This window comes from Microbacterium sp. HD4P20 (assembly GCF_019449275.2).
Taxonomy (GTDB): Bacteria; Actinomycetota; Actinomycetes; order Actinomycetales; family Microbacteriaceae; genus Microbacterium.
The window spans coordinates 583,220-600,095 of sequence record NZ_JAHZQZ020000014.1; the positions used below are offsets into that span (position 1 = coordinate 583,220).

The 16,876-nt window shown below is 67.9% G+C and carries 17 protein-coding genes; 7 read left to right on the forward strand and 10 right to left on the reverse strand.

What is annotated here, in order from left to right:
- The first annotated feature begins 141 nt into the window (after positions 1-141).
- Positions 142-1,065, forward strand: coding sequence for a 5'-3' exonuclease (locus K0817_RS11050; protein WP_219981472.1), 924 nt, complete (start codon positions 142-144; stop codon positions 1,063-1,065).
- Positions 1,066-1,133: 68 nt separating this feature from the next.
- Here K0817_RS11050 and K0817_RS11055 read toward each other — a convergent pair whose 3' ends face one another.
- Both K0817_RS11055 and trpD read right to left on the reverse strand, forming a co-directional pair.
- Positions 1,134-2,135 (reverse strand): PHP domain-containing protein, encoded by a 1,002-nt coding sequence (locus tag K0817_RS11055; protein WP_219981473.1) that lies wholly within the window; start codon positions 2,133-2,135, stop codon positions 1,134-1,136.
- A gap of 165 nt (positions 2,136-2,300) precedes the next feature.
- The gene (trpD, locus tag K0817_RS11060) at positions 2,301-3,362 is read right to left on the reverse strand and encodes an anthranilate phosphoribosyltransferase (RefSeq protein WP_219981474.1); all 1,062 of its coding nucleotides are present in this window, start codon (positions 3,360-3,362) and stop codon (positions 2,301-2,303) included.
- A 187-nt stretch (positions 3,363-3,549) separates the two neighbouring features.
- Here trpD and K0817_RS11065 point away from each other — a divergent pair, with 187 nt between their 5' ends.
- The 5 genes from K0817_RS11065 (at position 3,550) to K0817_RS11085 (ending at position 8,574) form a co-directional block, all read left to right on the forward strand.
- Positions 3,550-4,194, forward strand: a complete 645-nt coding sequence (locus K0817_RS11065; protein ID WP_219981475.1) for a heme-copper oxidase subunit III — start codon at positions 3,550-3,552, stop codon at positions 4,192-4,194.
- A gap of 21 nt (positions 4,195-4,215) precedes the next feature.
- Positions 4,216-5,019, forward strand: a complete 804-nt coding sequence (locus K0817_RS11070; protein ID WP_219981476.1) for a c-type cytochrome — start codon at positions 4,216-4,218, stop codon at positions 5,017-5,019.
- A gap of 35 nt (positions 5,020-5,054) precedes the next feature.
- Positions 5,055-6,134 carry a ubiquinol-cytochrome c reductase iron-sulfur subunit gene (locus K0817_RS11075; RefSeq protein ID WP_219981477.1) on the forward strand — a complete coding sequence of 360 codons (1,080 nt, stop codon included), beginning with the start codon at positions 5,055-5,057 and terminating at the stop codon, positions 6,132-6,134.
- Positions 6,131-7,993: a cytochrome bc complex cytochrome b subunit gene (locus K0817_RS11080; RefSeq protein ID WP_374209543.1), complete on the forward strand. Its 1,863-nt coding sequence runs from the start codon at positions 6,131-6,133 to the stop codon at positions 7,991-7,993. Before K0817_RS11075 ends, K0817_RS11080 begins: the two co-directional genes overlap by 4 nt.
- 161 nt (positions 7,994-8,154) lie before the next feature.
- Positions 8,155-8,574 carry a rhodanese-like domain-containing protein gene (locus K0817_RS11085; protein ID WP_219981478.1) on the forward strand — a complete coding sequence of 140 codons (420 nt, stop codon included), beginning with the start codon at positions 8,155-8,157 and terminating at the stop codon, positions 8,572-8,574.
- A 7-nt stretch (positions 8,575-8,581) separates the two neighbouring features.
- Here K0817_RS11085 and K0817_RS11090 read toward each other — a convergent pair whose 3' ends face one another.
- The 6 genes from K0817_RS11090 to K0817_RS11115 all read right to left on the reverse strand — a co-directional run bounded on the left by K0817_RS11090 (position 8,582) and on the right by K0817_RS11115 (position 14,619).
- On the reverse strand, positions 8,582-9,388 hold the full coding sequence (locus K0817_RS11090) for a PP2C family serine/threonine-protein phosphatase (RefSeq protein ID WP_253735313.1): 807 nt from the start codon (positions 9,386-9,388) through the stop codon (positions 8,582-8,584).
- 57 nt (positions 9,389-9,445) lie between these two features.
- Positions 9,446-9,910, reverse strand: coding sequence for a cytochrome c oxidase subunit 4 (locus K0817_RS11095; protein WP_219981479.1), 465 nt, complete (start codon positions 9,908-9,910; stop codon positions 9,446-9,448).
- A complete protein-coding gene (gene ctaD / locus K0817_RS11100; RefSeq protein WP_219981480.1) occupies positions 9,911-11,674 on the reverse strand; it encodes a cytochrome c oxidase subunit I in 1,764 nt (587 codons plus the stop codon).
- Positions 11,675-11,676: 2 nt separating this feature from the next.
- Positions 11,677-12,570, reverse strand: coding sequence for a cytochrome c oxidase subunit II (gene coxB, locus K0817_RS11105; protein WP_219981481.1), 894 nt, complete (start codon positions 12,568-12,570; stop codon positions 11,677-11,679).
- Between the two features lie 169 nt (positions 12,571-12,739).
- On the reverse strand, positions 12,740-13,114 hold the full coding sequence (erpA, locus tag K0817_RS11110; RefSeq protein WP_219981482.1) for an iron-sulfur cluster insertion protein ErpA: 375 nt from the start codon (positions 13,112-13,114) through the stop codon (positions 12,740-12,742).
- A gap of 104 nt (positions 13,115-13,218) precedes the next feature.
- Positions 13,219-14,619: a dipeptidase gene (locus tag K0817_RS11115; RefSeq protein WP_219981483.1), complete on the reverse strand. Its 1,401-nt coding sequence runs from the start codon at positions 14,617-14,619 to the stop codon at positions 13,219-13,221.
- 48 nt (positions 14,620-14,667) lie between these two features.
- Between K0817_RS11115 and K0817_RS11120 the strand changes: the two genes are divergently transcribed.
- Positions 14,668-15,264 carry a DUF3043 domain-containing protein gene (locus tag K0817_RS11120; RefSeq protein WP_219981484.1) on the forward strand — a complete coding sequence of 199 codons (597 nt, stop codon included), beginning with the start codon at positions 14,668-14,670 and terminating at the stop codon, positions 15,262-15,264.
- A gap of 26 nt (positions 15,265-15,290) precedes the next feature.
- Here K0817_RS11120 and K0817_RS11125 read toward each other — a convergent pair whose 3' ends face one another.
- Positions 15,291-16,316, reverse strand: coding sequence for a quinone-dependent dihydroorotate dehydrogenase (locus K0817_RS11125; protein ID WP_219981485.1), 1,026 nt, complete (start codon positions 16,314-16,316; stop codon positions 15,291-15,293).
- 63 nt (positions 16,317-16,379) lie between these two features.
- Positions 16,380-16,871, reverse strand: a complete 492-nt coding sequence (nrdR, locus tag K0817_RS11130) for a transcriptional regulator NrdR (RefSeq protein WP_219981486.1) — start codon at positions 16,869-16,871, stop codon at positions 16,380-16,382.
- Positions 16,872-16,876: the final 5 nt, after the last annotated feature.

The following is a 16,876-nucleotide window of genomic DNA, read 5'->3' on the forward strand; positions in this document are numbered from 1 at the left end:
CGTCTCCCCACGGTGCGCGGGACATGTGAACACAATCGGTCCCGGCAGGCGACCGGCGGCCGGCGGGCAGGTGAACGGAAGGTGCGCCGTCCGCGGCCGATCCCCGTGCAATGCGTCAGAGCCGCGTGCCAGTATGAAGCGGTGACCGACCGCCTCATGCTGCTCGACTCGGCGTCCCTGTACTTCCGCGCGTTCTACGGTGTGCCCGACACCGTCCGGGCGCCCGACGGCATGCCGGTGAACGCGGTGCGCGGCTTCCTCGACATCATCACGAGGCTCGTCACCACCTATCGGCCCACCCACCTCGTGGCGTGCTGGGACGACGATTGGCGGCCGCAGTGGCGCGTGGATCTCATCCCGACGTACAAGACCCACCGGGTTGCCGAGGTCGTCGCCGTCGGGCCCGATGTCGAGGTCGTGCCCGACCCGCTGGAGGCGCAGGTACCAGTGATCCGCGACACCCTGGATGCGCTGGGCCTGCGGATCCTGGGCGCACCCGCGCACGAGGCCGACGACGTCATCGGCACGCTCGCGACGACGGCGACCATGCCCGTCGACATCGTGACCGGCGATCGGGATCTCTTCCAGCTCGTCGACGACGCGCGCGACGTGCGCGTCATCTACACGGCGCGCGGCATGAGCAACCTCGAGGTCGTCACCGACGCGACTGTCGTGGCGAAGTACGGCGTGCTGCCCGGGCAGTACGCCGACTTCGCGACGCTGCGCGGCGACTCCTCCGACGGCCTGCCGGGGGTCGCGGGAATCGGGGATAAAACCGCGGCCGCCCTGCTGGCTGCGCACGGCGACCTCCCGGGGATCCTCGCTGCCGCAGAGAGCGGCGAAGGCATGTCGGCGGGGGTGCGTGCGAAGCTGCTCGCGGGGCTCCCGTACCTCGCGGTCGCTCCGCAGGTCGTCGCCGTCGTACGGGACCTGCCGCTGACGGTGCCCGACACGCGGCTACGACCGCTCGATGACCAGGGCAAGGCTGATGCGGCAGCGCTCGCCGAGCGATGGGCGCTGGGCACGGCGATGACCCGCATCGTCGACGCCCTGGACGCCTTCTGACGCGCCGAACCACTCTTCGGCGCCGCCTGTCATGCGAGCGGACGGTCACCCGCCGTGCGAGCGGACGGTCACCCGCCGTGCGAGCGACCGGTCCACTGGCGGAGCCGGTCCAGCCCCCACGTGGTGACGATGCGCTCGGGTGGGATGCCGATCCGCTCGGCCCGCTCGGCGCCGTAGTCGAGCAGCGACAGCTGCCCCGGAGCATGGGCGTCGGAATCGATCGAGAAGAGGCATCCGATCTCGAGAGCCAGCGTCATGAGCTCGTCGGGAGGGTCCTGACGCTCGGGCCGCGAGTTGATCTCCACCGCGACGCCGTTCTCGGCGCAGGCCTCGAACACCGGTCGCGCATCGAAGGTGGATGGCGGCCTGGTGCCGCGCGAGCCTTCCACCAGCCGTCCGGTCACGTGGCCGAGGACGTCCACGCGCGGGTTGGATACCGCCGTCACGAGCCTGCGGGTCATCGGCCCGCGCTCCATGCGCAGCTTCGAGTGCGCCGAGGCGACGACGACATCCAGCTCGTCGAGCAGATCCGGATCCTGGTCGAGCGTGCCGTCGTCGAGGATGTCGACCTCGATGCCCGACAACAGCGTGAAACCGTCCCCGCTCATGCCCGGCACCACATCGAGCTGGGCACGAAGCCGCTCCGCCGACAGGCCGTTCGCCACGCGCAGACGCGGCGAGTGATCGGTAAGTGCCAGGTACTCGTGGCCGAGACGGCGCGCGGCGTCGACCATCAGTTCGATCGTCGTGAGTCCGTCGGACCAGTCGCTGTGCGAGTGCAGATCCCCGCGCAGCGAACCCCGCAGGTTCGATGCCCGCTGCACGCCCGCCCGTTCCCGAAGGTCGGTCAAGTACGACGGCACGCCCCCGGCCAGCGCCTCCTGGATCACGGCGAAGGTTGAGTCGCCGACACCCTTTCGTCGTCGCAGGGAAGCGGCATCGCGAAGTTCGGCATCCGACAGTCCCGCGATCGCGTCGGCCGCCGCGCGGAACGCCTTGGACTTGTAACGCGACGACCGCTCGCGCTCGAGCAGCGTCGCGATCTCGGTGAGCGCCTCGTGCGGATTCACGCGTTCTCCGGCTTCGGACTGGGCGCCAGGTCAGACGGCTCCATCGATCTGTCGACCGCGGTGGTGAGCGCCGTCATCGCGTCCTCCTGAAGGTGGCTGTTCAGGCACACGCTAGCGGGAGGCGGCGACGGCGTGGAAGACGGTGGCCCGCGCGCGGGGTCGTGGTCAGCCGGCGAGTTCGTGCGTGGTCGTCACCCAGCGATCGAGGGTCGCCGCCGCCGCGCCCCCGTCGATGGCGGCGGCAGCCTCGTCTCGGGCCTCGGCGAGTCGCTCGAGGATCGGGCGCTGCACCTCGGTCGCATCCCGGAACAGGCGATACGCGACGATTCCCGCCGCGGCGTTGAGCAGCACGATGTCGCGGACGGCACCACGCTCCCCCTGCAGGACCTGGTGGACGACGGCGGCATTGTGGGCGGGGTCGCCGCCCAGCAGGTCGCCGATCTGGGCCAGCGGGATCCCCAGATCGCGCGGATCCAGGTCGTGCTCGTGCACGTCGCCGCGGCTGACCTCCCAGAGCCGGCTGTGGCCCGTCGTGGTGAGCTCGTCCAGGCCGTCGTCGCCGCGGAAGACCAGTGCGGTCGCACCGCGCGTGCGGAAGACGCCGGTGATCAGTGGCACCCGGTCCAGGTGCGCGACTCCGACCGCGTTGGCCTCCGCGCGCGCGGGATTGCACAGCGGGCCCAGGAAGTTGAACACGGTCGGCACCCCCAGCTCGCGGCGCGACGGACCCGCGTGGCGGAATCCGGGGTGGAACGCTGTGGCGAAGGCGAACGTGATCCCCGCGCGTGAGAGCGTCTCGGCGACCGCCTCGGGCGAGAGCGTGAGGTCGATTCCGAGGGCGCCGAGCACGTCCGACGAGCCCGAGGCCGAGCTCGCGGCCTTGTTGCCGTGCTTGACCACCGGGACACCGGATGCCGCGGCCACGAGCGCGGCCATGGTGGACACGTTCACCGTGCCGAAGCGATCTCCTCCGGTTCCGACGATGTCGAGCACGGCGGCGTCCACCGGCAGGGGCAGCGCCGCCTCGAGGATGGCATCGCGGAAGCCGACGATCTCGTCGACGGTCTCGCCCTTCGCGCGAAGCGCCAGCAGGAAGCCCGACAGCTGCGACGGCGTCGCCGTGCCCGACATGATCTGGCGCATCGCCCACGTCGACTCCGACACGCTGAGGTCGCGCCGATCGAGCAGCGCGGTCAGGATTCCCGGCCAGGTGTAGAGCTCCGCCATAACCGAGAAGCCTAGCGGCGGCGTGGGATCGCAACGCTTTCGTGACGCCTCGGCCCGCGCGCCAGACGATCGGCGTGTTCACCGCACGTTCACGGTGGACTCGCGGGGTTCTCTTAGGGCGTCCTAAGTTCCGGCGGCGGCAAATCGAGCCCTCCGATGCGAAAATCACCGCGTCGCATCGGCCATAATGGGGTGTGTGACGACCTCCACAGCGACCTACTCCCAGGCCATGCGGTCCGTCAAGCGGCCGGATCCGGTCGCTGTCGGCACGATCGTGTGGCTCGGCAGCGAGGTGATGTTCTTCGCGGGCCTCTTCGCGATCTACTTCACCCTCCGCAGCACCTCCCCCGATCTGTGGGCGGAGAGCACGCAGCTGCTCAACGTTCCGTACGCCCTCGTGAACACCATCATCCTGGTGCTCTCGTCGGTCACGTGCCAGATGGGCGTCTTCGCGGCCGAGCGGTTCCAGCCCTACACGGTGAAGTCCAACTCCTTCTGGCAGCGCTGGGGCATGGTCGAGTGGTTCTGGCTGACCTTCGCGCTCGGTGCGATCTTCGTCTCGGGCCAGGTGTGGGAGTACGCGCAGCTCGTCGCCGAAGGCATGCCCATCGACGCGAACGCGTACGCGTCCGCCTTCTATCTGACGACCGGCTTCCACGCCCTGCACGTGACCGGCGGTCTGATCGCCTTCCTGCTGGTGATCGGCCGTGCGTACGCCGTGAAGAACTTCGGGCGCAAGGAGATGACGTCTTCGATCGTCGTGTCGTACTACTGGCACTTCGTCGACGTCGTCTGGATCGCCCTGTTCGCCGTCATCTATTTCTTGAAGTAAGAGCGGAGCTGATTCACCGACATGGCACGAGAGACCACGCGCCGCTCGAATGGACGCCGGAGCCCCTGGGCCACCGCCGCGCTCATCGGCCTCGGACTGCTGATCACCGGCGGCGTCTACGCCGGGGCATCCGCCGCGATGGCGGCCACCGCACCGCAGACGACCGTCGACTCGGCGCTCACCGTCGAAGACGGTGAGCGGCTGTTCCAGGCGAACTGCGCCACCTGTCACGGGCTCGACGTCCAGGGAACCGACGACGGCCCGTCGCTCTACGGCGTCGGCGAGCTCGCCGTCCACTTCCAGATGAGCACCGGCCGCATGCCCCTGCAGATGCAGGGACCCCAGGCCCCGCAGAAGCCTGTCCAGTTCACGGATGAGCAGATCGCCGCGATCGGCGAGTACATCCAGTCGATCGCTCCCGGCCCGAGCTTCCCCGACGAGGAAGTCCTCGACGGCGAAGGCAACGCTGCCGAGGGAGGCGAGCTGTTCCGCATCAACTGCGCGATGTGTCACAACGTCGCCGGCGCGGGCGGCGCACTGACCGAGGGCAAGTACGCTCCGGCTCTCCACGAGGTCACTCCGCTGAACATGTACGCGGCGATGGTCACGGGTCCGCAGAACATGCCGGTGTTCAACGACATGACGCTGACGACCGAAGAGAAGCGCGACGTCATCACCTACCTGCTCTATCTGCAGGACAACCAGTCGGCGGGCGGATTCTCGCTCGGCTCGTTGGGGCCGGTGTCCGAGGGCCTCTTCATCTGGATCTTCGGGATCGGTTCGCTGATCGCACTGACCGTATGGATCACGGCGAAGTCCAACTGATCACGAACCAACACGCAACACTGACGAGGAGCAGCATGGCACACGAGGACGACCCGCTCGAGCACGAGAGGGCTTCCTGGAAGCCCTCCCCCGGGCTCGCCGTCGCGGTGAACGACCCGGTGCGCAACCCGGAGCTCCCCCCGCACCGCGAGCGGATGACCGACAAGGACCCGGTCGCCATGAAGCGCGCGGCCCGCACGGTCTACACGCTCTTCTACCTGTCGATCGCGGGCAGCATCTGGGCCATCGCGGCATACATGCTGTTCCCGATCGAGAGCGGCCGGATCATCGACATCCGCCACAACAACCTCTTCATCGGTCTGGGAATCGCTCTCGCCCTCCTCGCGATCGGCATCGCCGCGATCCACTGGTCCAAGGCGATCATGTCCGACAAGGAGTTCATCGAGCCCCGCCACGCCACGCGGGGACGTGACAGCACCCGTGAGGCCGCCATCGGGGCTTTCGCCGCCGCGAACGAAGAGTCCGGGTTCGGGCGTCGCGTCATGATCCGCAACTCGATGATCGCGGCGCTGGTCGCATCCGTGGCTCCCGGCATCGTCCTCTTCCGCGGTCTGGCCCCGTTCAGTTCGCCCGAGCACCCGCATGCCGGTGACCCGGTCTACCTTCTCGAGCACACCATGTGGAGAGAAGGCGAGCGGCTCGTCCATGACCCGAGTGGCGAGCCCATCCGCGCAGCAGACCTCACGCTCGGCTCCGCCGTGCACGTCATCCCCGAGTCCCTTGCCGAGCTCTCGCACCACGACGGCTACCTCGAAGAAAAGGCCAAGGCCATCGTCCTCGCGGTGCGGCTGCTCCCTGAGCAGCTCACCGAGTCGGAGGAGCGCCGGGAGTGGTCGTACAACGGCATCGTCGCCTACTCCAAGGTGTGCACGCACGTCGGCTGCCCCGTCGCGCTCTACGAGCAGCAGACGCACCACCTGCTGTGCCCCTGCCACCAGTCGCAGTTCGACGTGACCGACCACGCGAAGGTCATCTTCGGGCCGGCCGCGCGCCCGCTGCCGCAGCTGCCCATCACCGTCGACGACGAGGGCTACCTCGTGGCACGCAGCGACTTCCACGAACCCGTCGGCCCGAGCTTCTGGGAGCGTCATTGAGTACCGCCACTCACCCCACCGAGAACGTCACTCGGGAGCCGGCCTCGTCTTCGGAGCCCATCCCGGCGCGTGACAAGCCGCTGGGCGGCCGCTTCATCGGCGCCACCGCGAACTACATCGATGAGCGCACGAGCCTGTCGGGCTTCGTCAAAGAGCTCGGACGCAAGATCTTCCCCGACCACTGGTCGTTCATGCTGGGTGAGATCGCCCTGTGGAGTTTCGTCGTGGTGCTCCTGTCGGGCACGTTCCTCACGTTCTTCTTCCAGGCGTCGATGGTCGAGACGCACTACTACGGCGCCTTCCTGCCGATGCGTGGCATCGAGATGTCCGCCGCCATGGCGTCCACCCTCGAGATCTCCTTCGACATCCGCGGCGGTCTGCTGGTTCGTCAGATCCATCACTGGGCCGCGCTCGTGTTCGTCGCCGGCATCGGTGTGCACATGCTGCGCATCTTCTTCACCGGCGCCTTCCGCAAGCCCCGCGAACTGAACTGGGTGATCGGCTTCATCCTGTTCATCCTCGCGATGGCCGAAGGATTCACCGGCTATTCGCTGCCCGACGACGTGCTCTCGGGCAATGGCCTGCGCATCATCGACGGCATGATCAAGGGCATCCCGCTCATCGGCACCTGGACCTCGTTCCTGCTGTTCGGCGGCGAGTTCCCCGGCACCGCGATCGTCGGACGCCTGTACACCCTGCACATCCTGCTGCTTCCGGCGATCCTCGTCGCTCTGCTCGTCCTGCACCTGATGCTCATGGTCATCAACAAGCACACACAGTTCGCGGGTCCGGCCCGCTCGAACAGCAACGTCGTGGGCTACCCGATGATGCCGGTGTACATGTCGAAGATGGGCGGCTTCCTCTTCATCACGTTCGGCGTGATCGTGCTCGTCGCCTCGCTGTTCACGATCAACCCGATCTGGAACTACGGCCCGTACGACCCGTCTCCGGTGTCGGCCGGTACGCAGCCGGACTGGTACATCGGCTTCGCCGACGGCATGCTGCGCCTCATCCCGCCGGGCTGGGAGTTCGTCTTCCTCGACCGCACGTGGTCCTTCAACATCCTCGTGCCGCTCGGCGTGATCGGCATCTTCCTCGTTCTCGTCCTGATCTACCCCTTCATCGAGGCGTGGGTGACGGGCGACAAGCGCGAGCACCACATCGCGCAGCGCCCGCGCAACGCCGCGACGCGCACCGCGATCGGCGCGGCCGGTGTGACCACGTACGCGGTGATGTGGGCCGCGGCGTCGTCGGACATCATCGCCACCCATTTCTGGCTCACGATGGAAGGTGTCATCCACACCCTCCAGGCGCTGCTGATCTTCGGCCCGATCGTCGCCTACTTCGTCACCAAGCGCATCTGTCTCGCGCTGCAGAAGAAGGATCGCGAGATCGCCCTGCACGGCTACGAATCGGGCCGCATCGTGCGCCTCCCCGGTGGCGAGTACATCGAGGTCCACCAGCCCGTCGACGAGTACGACCGGTACAAGCTGGTCGACCACGAGATCTACGAGCCGCTCGTCGTGCGCCCGAACGCCAAGGGGAACATCCCCTGGCACGAGAACCTGCGCGCTTCGATCTCGCGCTGGTTCTTCGAGGACCGGCTCTCCCCCGTGACGCAGACCGAGCTCGATGCGGCACTCGCGCATCAGCACCACGCGCTGGACCACATCGCGGAGGAAGAGCACGCTGAGCTGCAGGCCGCGCACGAGCGCGCCGGCGTTCCGGATGCACCACACACGCCGATCGACGACGGCCACAACTCCGAGACGGCGGTGCGCCCGTCGAACGTGATCGTGCCGGAATCTCAGCCGGGGACTCGCGCGCCGCGCGACGGCGACAAGGAATCCGACGCCTAGCACGTCGCGTCGAGCGAGCCGGATGCCCGGCACGACCCTCACCGGTCGTGCCGGGCATCGCTCGTCGTACGCGAGGGGGCGGAATATGAAACGGCAGGATTCCGCCGCTGGATGTCGGCCGCAGCGCCCGGGCATGACGGGCCGGTCCGTAGGGTGAGAGCATGACGGACGCCTTGACCTACTACTCCACGAAGCTCGCCCTCGAGACGGATGCCTCCGACGTGTACGCCGCCCAGAAGGCCGGTGAGGATTTCGTGTTGGTCGACGTCCGGAGCGACGAAGCGTGGGCGCAGGGACGCATCTCGGGCGCCGTCCACATGCCGTACCGCGAGATCGCGGAACGTGCGACGGTGGAGATCAACCGTTCGACGCCCGTGGTGGTGTACTGCTGGAGCCCGGGCTGCAACGCGGGGGCGAAGGGAGCGGTGGAGTTCGCAAAGCTGGGATACGCCGTACGAGAGATGATCGGCGGCTACGAGTACTGGGTGCGTGAGGGTCAGCCGACCGAGAACGACGGCGGCGGGCTGCCCCGGGTATTCGATCCCCAGGTGATGGTCGTGCGCGGCGCAGCAGTCGGCTGAGCGTCGCTCAGGCCGACTCGAGCCCCTCCATGAACCGGGCCCTCGCCGCACCGTAGAACGTCGTCTCGTGCGGGGGTGCCGCCGTGGAACGCCCCGGGACCACGTCCGCGACGATCACGGTGACGTTGTCGAAGGTCCCGGCGTCCAGGGCGAGCCCGACGCCGGCCGTGGCGGCATCCTCGACGCGGTCGTGAGCCGTCAAGAGCGCATGGATGTCGGCATCCGGCACATAGTCGGTCAGACCATCGCTGCACAGCAGCCATCGATCCCCCGCGCGGGGCTCGTGCTCCACGATCGTGGGCGCGTCGCGTTCCGCACCGCTGAGCGATGCGGTGATCACGTTGCGGCGCGGATGGGATGCCGCATCCTCTTCGGCGACGATGCCCCGATCGACGAGCACCTGCACCAGGGAGTCGTCACGCGTCTGCCGCGTCAGCACTCCGTCCCGCAGGCGATACGCGCGGGAGTCCCCCGTATGGGCGAGCAGCAGTGACCTCGAACCCGCCACGAAGATGCCGGTGAACGTGGTGGCCATTCCGGTCAGCGCGGGATCACGCTCGACGTGGGCACGGAGATCCCAATTGGCAGCGCGCACGCTCGCGGCCAGCTGTTCGGCCCCCAGCCCGGTAGGCCGCCCGGCCGCGAGCCGGTGCACGAACGCCGCGGACGCGAAGTCGCCTGCCGGTCCCCCACCGACCCCGTCGGCCACCGCGGCGCCCCACGCGGCGGTGAACGCGGCGTCCTGATTGACCGGGCGATGCGCCCCGACATCGGAGACGGCGGCCGCACGCAGAACGACGTGAGGCTCCATCATCGATGAAACCTCACGTCTGCGAGCCTGCACGGCGGAGGGATGTGGTCCGGTGCCGGATCAGCGTGCGAAGTAGCCGCGGTAGTACTCGTACACCCAGCCGACGATCGCAACGACGAACACCGCGATGCCGATCGGCATGAGCCAGGCGCCGACGGCGAGACCGATCATCGCGAGAGCCGCCGAGAAGGCGAGGACGATGGGCCACCAGGACCACGGGCTGAACTCTCCGAGCTCCGGGTCGCCGTCGTCGATATCGGCCGTCAGAATGTCTTCGGGCAGCTCACCGCCCTGCGCCTTGTGCACCTTCGCGATGTAGAAGGCGATCAAAGCGGCCATGAAAGCCGTGAACAGCAGCGCGACGCTGCCGACCCATTCGATCGACAGGGTCATCGTCTCCCAGTAGGACTGGCCGCCTGTCGCGTTGGTGTCCCAGTGCGAGATCAGATTCCAGACGGTGTACATCACCGCCACGAGGAAGAAGAAACCGGCGAGCAGCCACCACAGTCCCGCGTTCGTGCGCACTTACTTCACCTTTCCCTCGGCCACGTCGGCAACCGGGGCTTCGGGGGCGTCCTTCGCAGGTCCGACGCCGACAGGGATGCCGGCTTCGGGGTGGTTCAGGTCGAACGCGGGCCGCTCGCTGCGAATCCGCGGGATCGACGTGAAGTTGTGCCGCGGCGGCGGGCACGAGGTCGCCCACTCCAGCGACGCGCCGTAGCCCCAGGGGTCGTTCACCGTCACCTTGGGCGCCTTGCGCGTGGTGATCCATACGTTGAACAGGAACGGGATCATCGAGGCGCCGAGCAGCATCGCGCCGATCGTCGAGACCTGATTCTCCCAGGTCCAGCCATCGGCCGCGGAGTAGTCCGCATACCGGCGGACCATGCCGTCCACACCGAGCCAGTGCTGGATCAGGAAGGTCATGTGGAACCCGATGAACAGCATCCAGAAGTGGACGTAACCGAGCCGCTCGTTGAGCATCTTGCCCGTCCACTTCGGCCACCAGAAGTAGAAGCCGGCGAACATCGCGAACACCACGGTGCCGAACACGACGTAGTGGAAGTGCGCCACGACGAAGTACGAATCCGACAGATGGAAGTCCAGCGGCGGCGAGGCCAGGATGATGCCCGTCAGACCACCGAAGACGAACGACACGAGGAACCCGAGCGCGAACACCATGGGCGTCTCGAAGGTCACCGACCCGCGCCACATCGTGCCGATCCAGTTGAAGATCTTCACGCCCGTCGGCACCGCGATGAGCATCGTCATCAGCGCGAAGAAGGGCAGCAGCACGGCACCCGTGACGTACATGTGGTGCGCCCACACCGCGACCGACAGCGCCGCGATCGCGATGGTCGCGTAGACGAGCGTCTTGTACCCGAAGATCGGCTTGCGGCTGAACACCGGGAAGATCTCCGACACGATGCCGAAGAACGGCAGCGCGATGATGTACACCTCAGGATGCCCGAAGAACCAGAACAGGTGCTGCCACAGCAGAACGCCGCCGTTCGCGGGATCGTAGATGTGAGCACCGAGCACGCGGTCCGCCGCCGCGGCCAGGATCGCCGCGGCGAGCACGGGGAACGCCATCAGGATCAGGATGCTGGTGACCAGCGTGTTCCACGAGAAGATCGGCATCCGCCACATGGTCATGCCGGGCGCACGCATGGTGATGATCGTCGTGATGAAGTTCACGGCGCCGAGGATGGTGCCGAAACCGCTCATACCCAGGCCCAGCATCCACAGGTTACCGCCGGCACCCGGCGAGAATGTCGCGCTGGCCAGTGGCTGATACGCGAACCAGCCGAACGACGCGGCGCCCTGCGGCGTCAGGAAGCCGGCCACGGCGATCGTCGAGCCGAAGAGGAACAACCAGAAGGCGAACGCGTTCAGGCGGGGGAAGGCGACGTCGGGGGCACCGATCTGCAGCGGCAGGATGGCGTTCGCGAAGCCCGCGAACAGCGGGGTGGCGAACATCAGCAGCATGATCGTGCCGTGCATCGTGAAGAGCTGGTTGTACTGCTCCTTCGTCGGCACGATCTGCATCCCGGGCTCGAAGAGCTCGGCCCGGATGATCAGGGCCATCACCCCGCCCAGCAGGAAGAAGATCACCGATGCGATGAGGTACAGGTAACCGATCGTCTTGTGGTCGGTGGAGGTGATCCACTTGACGATGATGTTGCCCTTCTGCTCGACGCGCGTGGCGCTGAGCAGTGCGGCTTGACGCGGCGGCAGGGTGGTCGGGCGACCCTGCGTCGTCTCCTCGAGCGGAAGCGTCGTCGCCATGATCAGTTGTCTCCCTCTTCGTCCTCAGGGGTCCCACCTGTGCCCGGCATGTTCTGCAGGCGGTCGTAGGCGTCGTTGATGTCGCCCGTCTGATCGGCGTCGCGGAGTGTGTCGAGGTAGTCCTCGTACTCGTCCGCGCTCACGACCTCGACGTTGAACAGCATCATCGAGTGGTACTCCCCGCACAGCTCTGCGCACTTGCCGGCGTACGAGCCCTCCCGGGTCGGCGTGAAGGACCAGTAATTGTCCTTGCCGATGTACATGTCCTTCTTGTACAGGAAGTCGATGATCCAGAACGAGTGGATGACATCGCGGGACTGCAGCTTGATCTTGACGCTCTGGTCGACAGGGAGCACCAGGGTGGGCAGCTCGCTCGTGATGTTGCCCTGGTCGTCGGTCTGCGCCTGGACACCCATGGTCCAGACGGTGTCCTCTTCGGTCTCGCCGTCGTACTGGAAATCCCACGACCACTGCTTGCCGATCGCGGTGATCTCGACATCCGGGTCGTCGTACTGCGTCTCGAGGATCGTCTGGTCACGCGCCGTGAAGGCGAAGAAGCCGATCACGAGGATGAGCGGCACGATCGTATAGAAGATCTCGATCGGCATGTTGTACCGCAGTTGCACCGGCAGTCCGCGCTGGCCCTTGCGGCGGCGGTAAGCGATGGCCGCCCAGCCCATCAGGCCCCACGTGATGACGCCGACGGCGAGGAGGACGATCCACGAGTTGACCCACAGCCCGGCGACCATGTCGGTGCGGTCGGTGGCGGGCTCGCCGCTCTCGATGAAGCCGGGAAGGTAGCCGTGCAACTCCGTCGGGGTGCATCCGGCGAGGACTGCAGCCGTTGCGATCCCGAGTGGGAGAACGGCCCAGCGGATACGGCGTTTCGAAGGCACGGTGCACCTTTCCGGATCGCGAACAGGACTCTCGCCAGTCTAGGGCAAGCGCCCAGTGGATTCAGGCCATCCGCCCAGGTTGAGTCGGCCGCCGAGAACGGAAAAAGGCGGGCCCGGACGCCTTTTCAAGCGCCCGGGCCCGCCGGAAAAGTACCGCGTCGTCAGCGGGTCAGTGGAAGCTGTCGCCGCATGCGCAACTGCCGGCGGCGTTCGGGTTGTCGATCGTGAAGCCCTGCTCCGAGATGGTGTCCTTGAAATCGATCATCGCGCCGTCGAGGTACGGAACACTCATGTCGTCGACGATGACCTCGACGCCGTCGAAGTCGACGGTCTTGTCGCCGTCGAGCGAGCGCTCGTCGAAGTACAGCTGGTAGATCAGGCCGCTGCATCCGCCCGGCTGGACGGCCACCCGCAGTCGCAGGTCGTCGCGTCCTTCCTGCGAGAGCAGGCTCTTGACCTTGAGCGCGGCGGCGTCGGTCAGCTGCACACCATGCTCACGGCTGGGCGCCTGAGTCTGGTCAGTCGTCAGTGCGGTGTCGGTCATGGCACTCCTCCGGACGGGCCGCCCGGGATGATGGGTCCGTGAGGGCGGCGGGATGCTTCGATTCTACGCGCGCCGACCGTGAGGCGGCTCCGAACCGGGTGTGTTCACGAATCCGACGTGCGGGCGTCCAGCTTCTCGAGCAGCAGCGCCTCCGACAGGACAGCGTTGCGGAAGGTCTCCAGGTGCAGCGACTCGTTGGGGCTGTGGGCGCGCGCGTGCGGGTCCTCCACCCCGGTCACGAGGATCTGCGCGCGCGGGAACTCGCGGACAAGATCCGCGATGAACGGTATCGAGCCGCCCACGCCGATGTCGACCGACTCCACGCCGTATCCCTCGTGAAGCGCCTCGCGCGCGGCGGCGACGGCCCAGCCCGACGTGTCCACGAGGAACGCGTCGCCGCAGTCCTGGTCGAAGAACTCCAGCTCGGCTCCGAACGGCGCGTGGGCGCGCAGGTGCGCCTCGATGGCGGCGTACGCGTCGCGCGCGGCCTGTCCCGGCGCGATCCGCGCGCTGATCACGACGGAGATCTCGGGGCTCAGGGTGTTGGAGGCGTTGACGACGCTCGGCGCATCGATCCCGGTCACCGTGATCGACGGCTTGTTCCAGATCCGGCTGAGGATGCTGCCGCGACCGACGGGCGAGACGCCGTCCGGTAGGCCGGCTTCGTCGCGCAACGTCTCTTCGCTGTACGGCGGGGTCTCGGAATCCCGTTCGGTCAGTCCCGCGACGGCGACGGCGCCCTCGTCGTCCCACAGGGTCGACAGCAGGGTGACGGTGGCCATCATCGCGTCGGGCACCGCCCCCCCGAACATGCCGGAGTGCGAGGCATGCTCGAGGGTCTTCACGCGCATCGTGAACCGGGCGTTGCCCCGCAGCGAGACGGTGAGTGCCGGCGTCTTGTCATCCCAGTTGCCCGAGTCGGCGACGACGATCACGTCGGCGCGCAGCGCGTCGGCGTTGTCGCTGAGGAACTGACCGAACGAACGCGACCCCGCCTCCTCCTCGCCCTCGAAGAAGAGCGCCACGCCCAGGTCGAAGTCCTCACCCACGGCTTCTTTCAGTGCCCGCAGGGCGGCGATGTGCGCCATGATGCCCGCCTTGTCGTCGGCCGCGCCCCGCCCGTACAGGCGACCGCCGCGAACGGTGGGCTCGAAGGGCGGCGACTCCCACAGCGTCTCGTCGCCCGCCGGCTGCACATCATGGTGCGCGTACAGCAGGATCGTCGGCCTCCCGTTGCGCGCAGCCCGCGTGGCCAGCACCGCCGGGTTGCCTTGCTCCCCCGTGCCGGGGATCGCCGCGGTGCGGATTTCGACGTTCTCGAACAGTCCCGTCTCGCGCACCAGGGCGGCGACCGCCTCCGCACTGCGCTGCACCTCGCCGGGGTCGAACCCCGGGAAGGCGACGGACGGGATGCGTACCAGCCCGCCCAGATCGGCGAGGGCGGAGGGGATACCGGATGCCGCGGCTTCGCGCACAGCATCCTGTCGGGAGAGCTCAGAGGTCATGCGGGTAATCTTAAGGCGCACCCCATTTCCTGACTCCAAGGAACACTCGTGGCCAAGACACCCGCAGCATCCGCCTCGAACGAGGCCCCTTCCGAGGGACCCGTTCTCAACGGCGCACCCGTCGGCGGCGCCACGACCAAGGGACGGCCCACCCCCAAGCGCTCCGAGCAGGAGGCCGCCCGCAAGCGCCCGCTCGTCGCCGACACCAAGGAAGCCAAGGCCCGCGCCCGCGCGGACCTCGCCGCTCAGCGCGAGAAGGCGCGCCTCGGCATGGCCGCGGGCGACCCCCGCTACCTCCCGGCGCGCGACCAGGGCGCGCAGCGCAAGTTCGTGCGCGACTGGGTCGACGCCGGCTGGCACCTGGGCGAGGCCGTGATGCCGGCCATGGTGGTGGTCATCCTCGCGACCTTCATCCCGGCTCCCGCCGTGCAGTACTACGCCTTCATCGGCCTGTGGATCTTCATCCTCTTCGTCATCGGCGACATGGTGATCACCTCCATCACCGTCAAGCGCGCCGTGAAACGGAAGTTCGGCGAGGGGAAGATGGAGAAGGGCCTCGGCTGGTACGCCGCGATGCGCACCGTTCAGATGCGCTTCCTGCGTCTTCCGAAGCCCCAGGTGAAGCGCGGCAAGAAGCCCGCCTGACCGGTTCCGGGTCGGCGAGCAGTCGCTCAGCCCAGCTTCGCGAGCCCTCGGTTGATCTGGCGCGCCCAGAGCGGCCCGCGGTAGAGGAACCCGGTGTACCCCTGCACCAGGGTGGCACCGGCATCCATCCGCTGCTTCACATCGGCGGCGGTCTCGACACCGCCTACCGAGACGACGCAGAAGTCCGACGGAACTACCGCTCTCACGAGGCGGAGCACTTCGAGTGAGCGGGCCTTGAGCGGCGCGCCCGACACGCCGCCCTCGCCCGCGGCCGCAATGGTCGCAGAGTCGGTCACGAGGCCGTCGCGCGAGATCGTCGTGTTCGTCGCGATGAGGCCGGCAAGGCCGAGTTCGACGGCCAGCTGGGCGATCGCCTCGACCTCGTCGTCTGCCAGATCGGGCGCGATCTTCACCAGGAGCGGAGTCGCGCCCGCAGCGTCGTGGACGGCCCGCAGCAGCGGGCGAAGCGTCTCGACGGCCTGCAGACCTCGCAGCCCGGGGGTGTTGGGCGACGAGACGTTCACGACGAGGTAGTCCGCGAGCGGCGCGAGCAGGGACGCGCTGCGGACGTAGTCGGCGGTGGCGTCGGCCACCTCCACCACGCGGCTCTTGCCTATGTTCACGCCGAGCACGGCCCGCCGAGAGCGGCGCCGGATCTTCCGCAGTCGCTCGGCGGCCGCCTCCGCGCCGTGATTGTTGAACCCCATGCGATTGACCACGGCGCGGTCCGGAATGAGCCGGAACAGCCGGGGACGCGCGTTGCCCGCTTGCGGGATCGCTGTGAGAGTCCCGACCTCGACATGGCCGAAGCCGAGCGCGAAGAGGCCCGCGGCGCCCTTCACATCCTTGTCGAAGCCGGCAGCCACGCCGAAGGGTGATTCGAAGCGCAGCCCGAGCGCGGTGGTCGCCAGCTCCGGTGCGGGCCGGGTCAACGCACGCGCCGCCCACGAGAACGGCGGGAGGCCCAGCATCCGGATCACCGCCATCGCCGCATGGTGAGCCGACTCGGGATCCATGCGCGACAGTACGGTGCGGAACAGGAGCGGATACATCGCGTCCAGGCTATCCGGTCGCACCGCGCGCTCAGGACTCTGGCGGGGGCTGCCCGAGGGGGATCAGTCGCCGGCGGGGGCGTCCGCGCCGCCGGCGGGACGCGCCTGACCGTGGTCGACCCGCAGCTGCTCGATCGCGGCCTCGAAGTCCTCGAGCGAATCGAACGCCTGGTAGACGCTCGCGAACCGCAGGTATGCCACTTCGTCGAGCTCTCGCAGCGGGCCTAGGATCGCCAGTCCGATCTCGTTCGCGTCCAGCTGCGACGCGCCCGTCTGCCGGATGCTCTCTTCGACGGTCTGCGCGAGCACCGCCAGATCCGCCTCGGTGACCGGACGGCCCTGACAGGCCTTGCGCACGCCCGACATGACCTTCTCGCGGCTGAACGGCTCGATCACACCGGAGCGCTTGATGACGTTGAGACTCGCCGTCTCCACGGTGGTGAAACGACCGCCGCACTGGGGGCACTGCCTTCGGCGACGGATGCTGAGGCCGTCGTCACTGGTGCGGGAATCGATCACGCGGGAATCGGCGTGGCGGCAGAACGGACAGTGCATGGCAG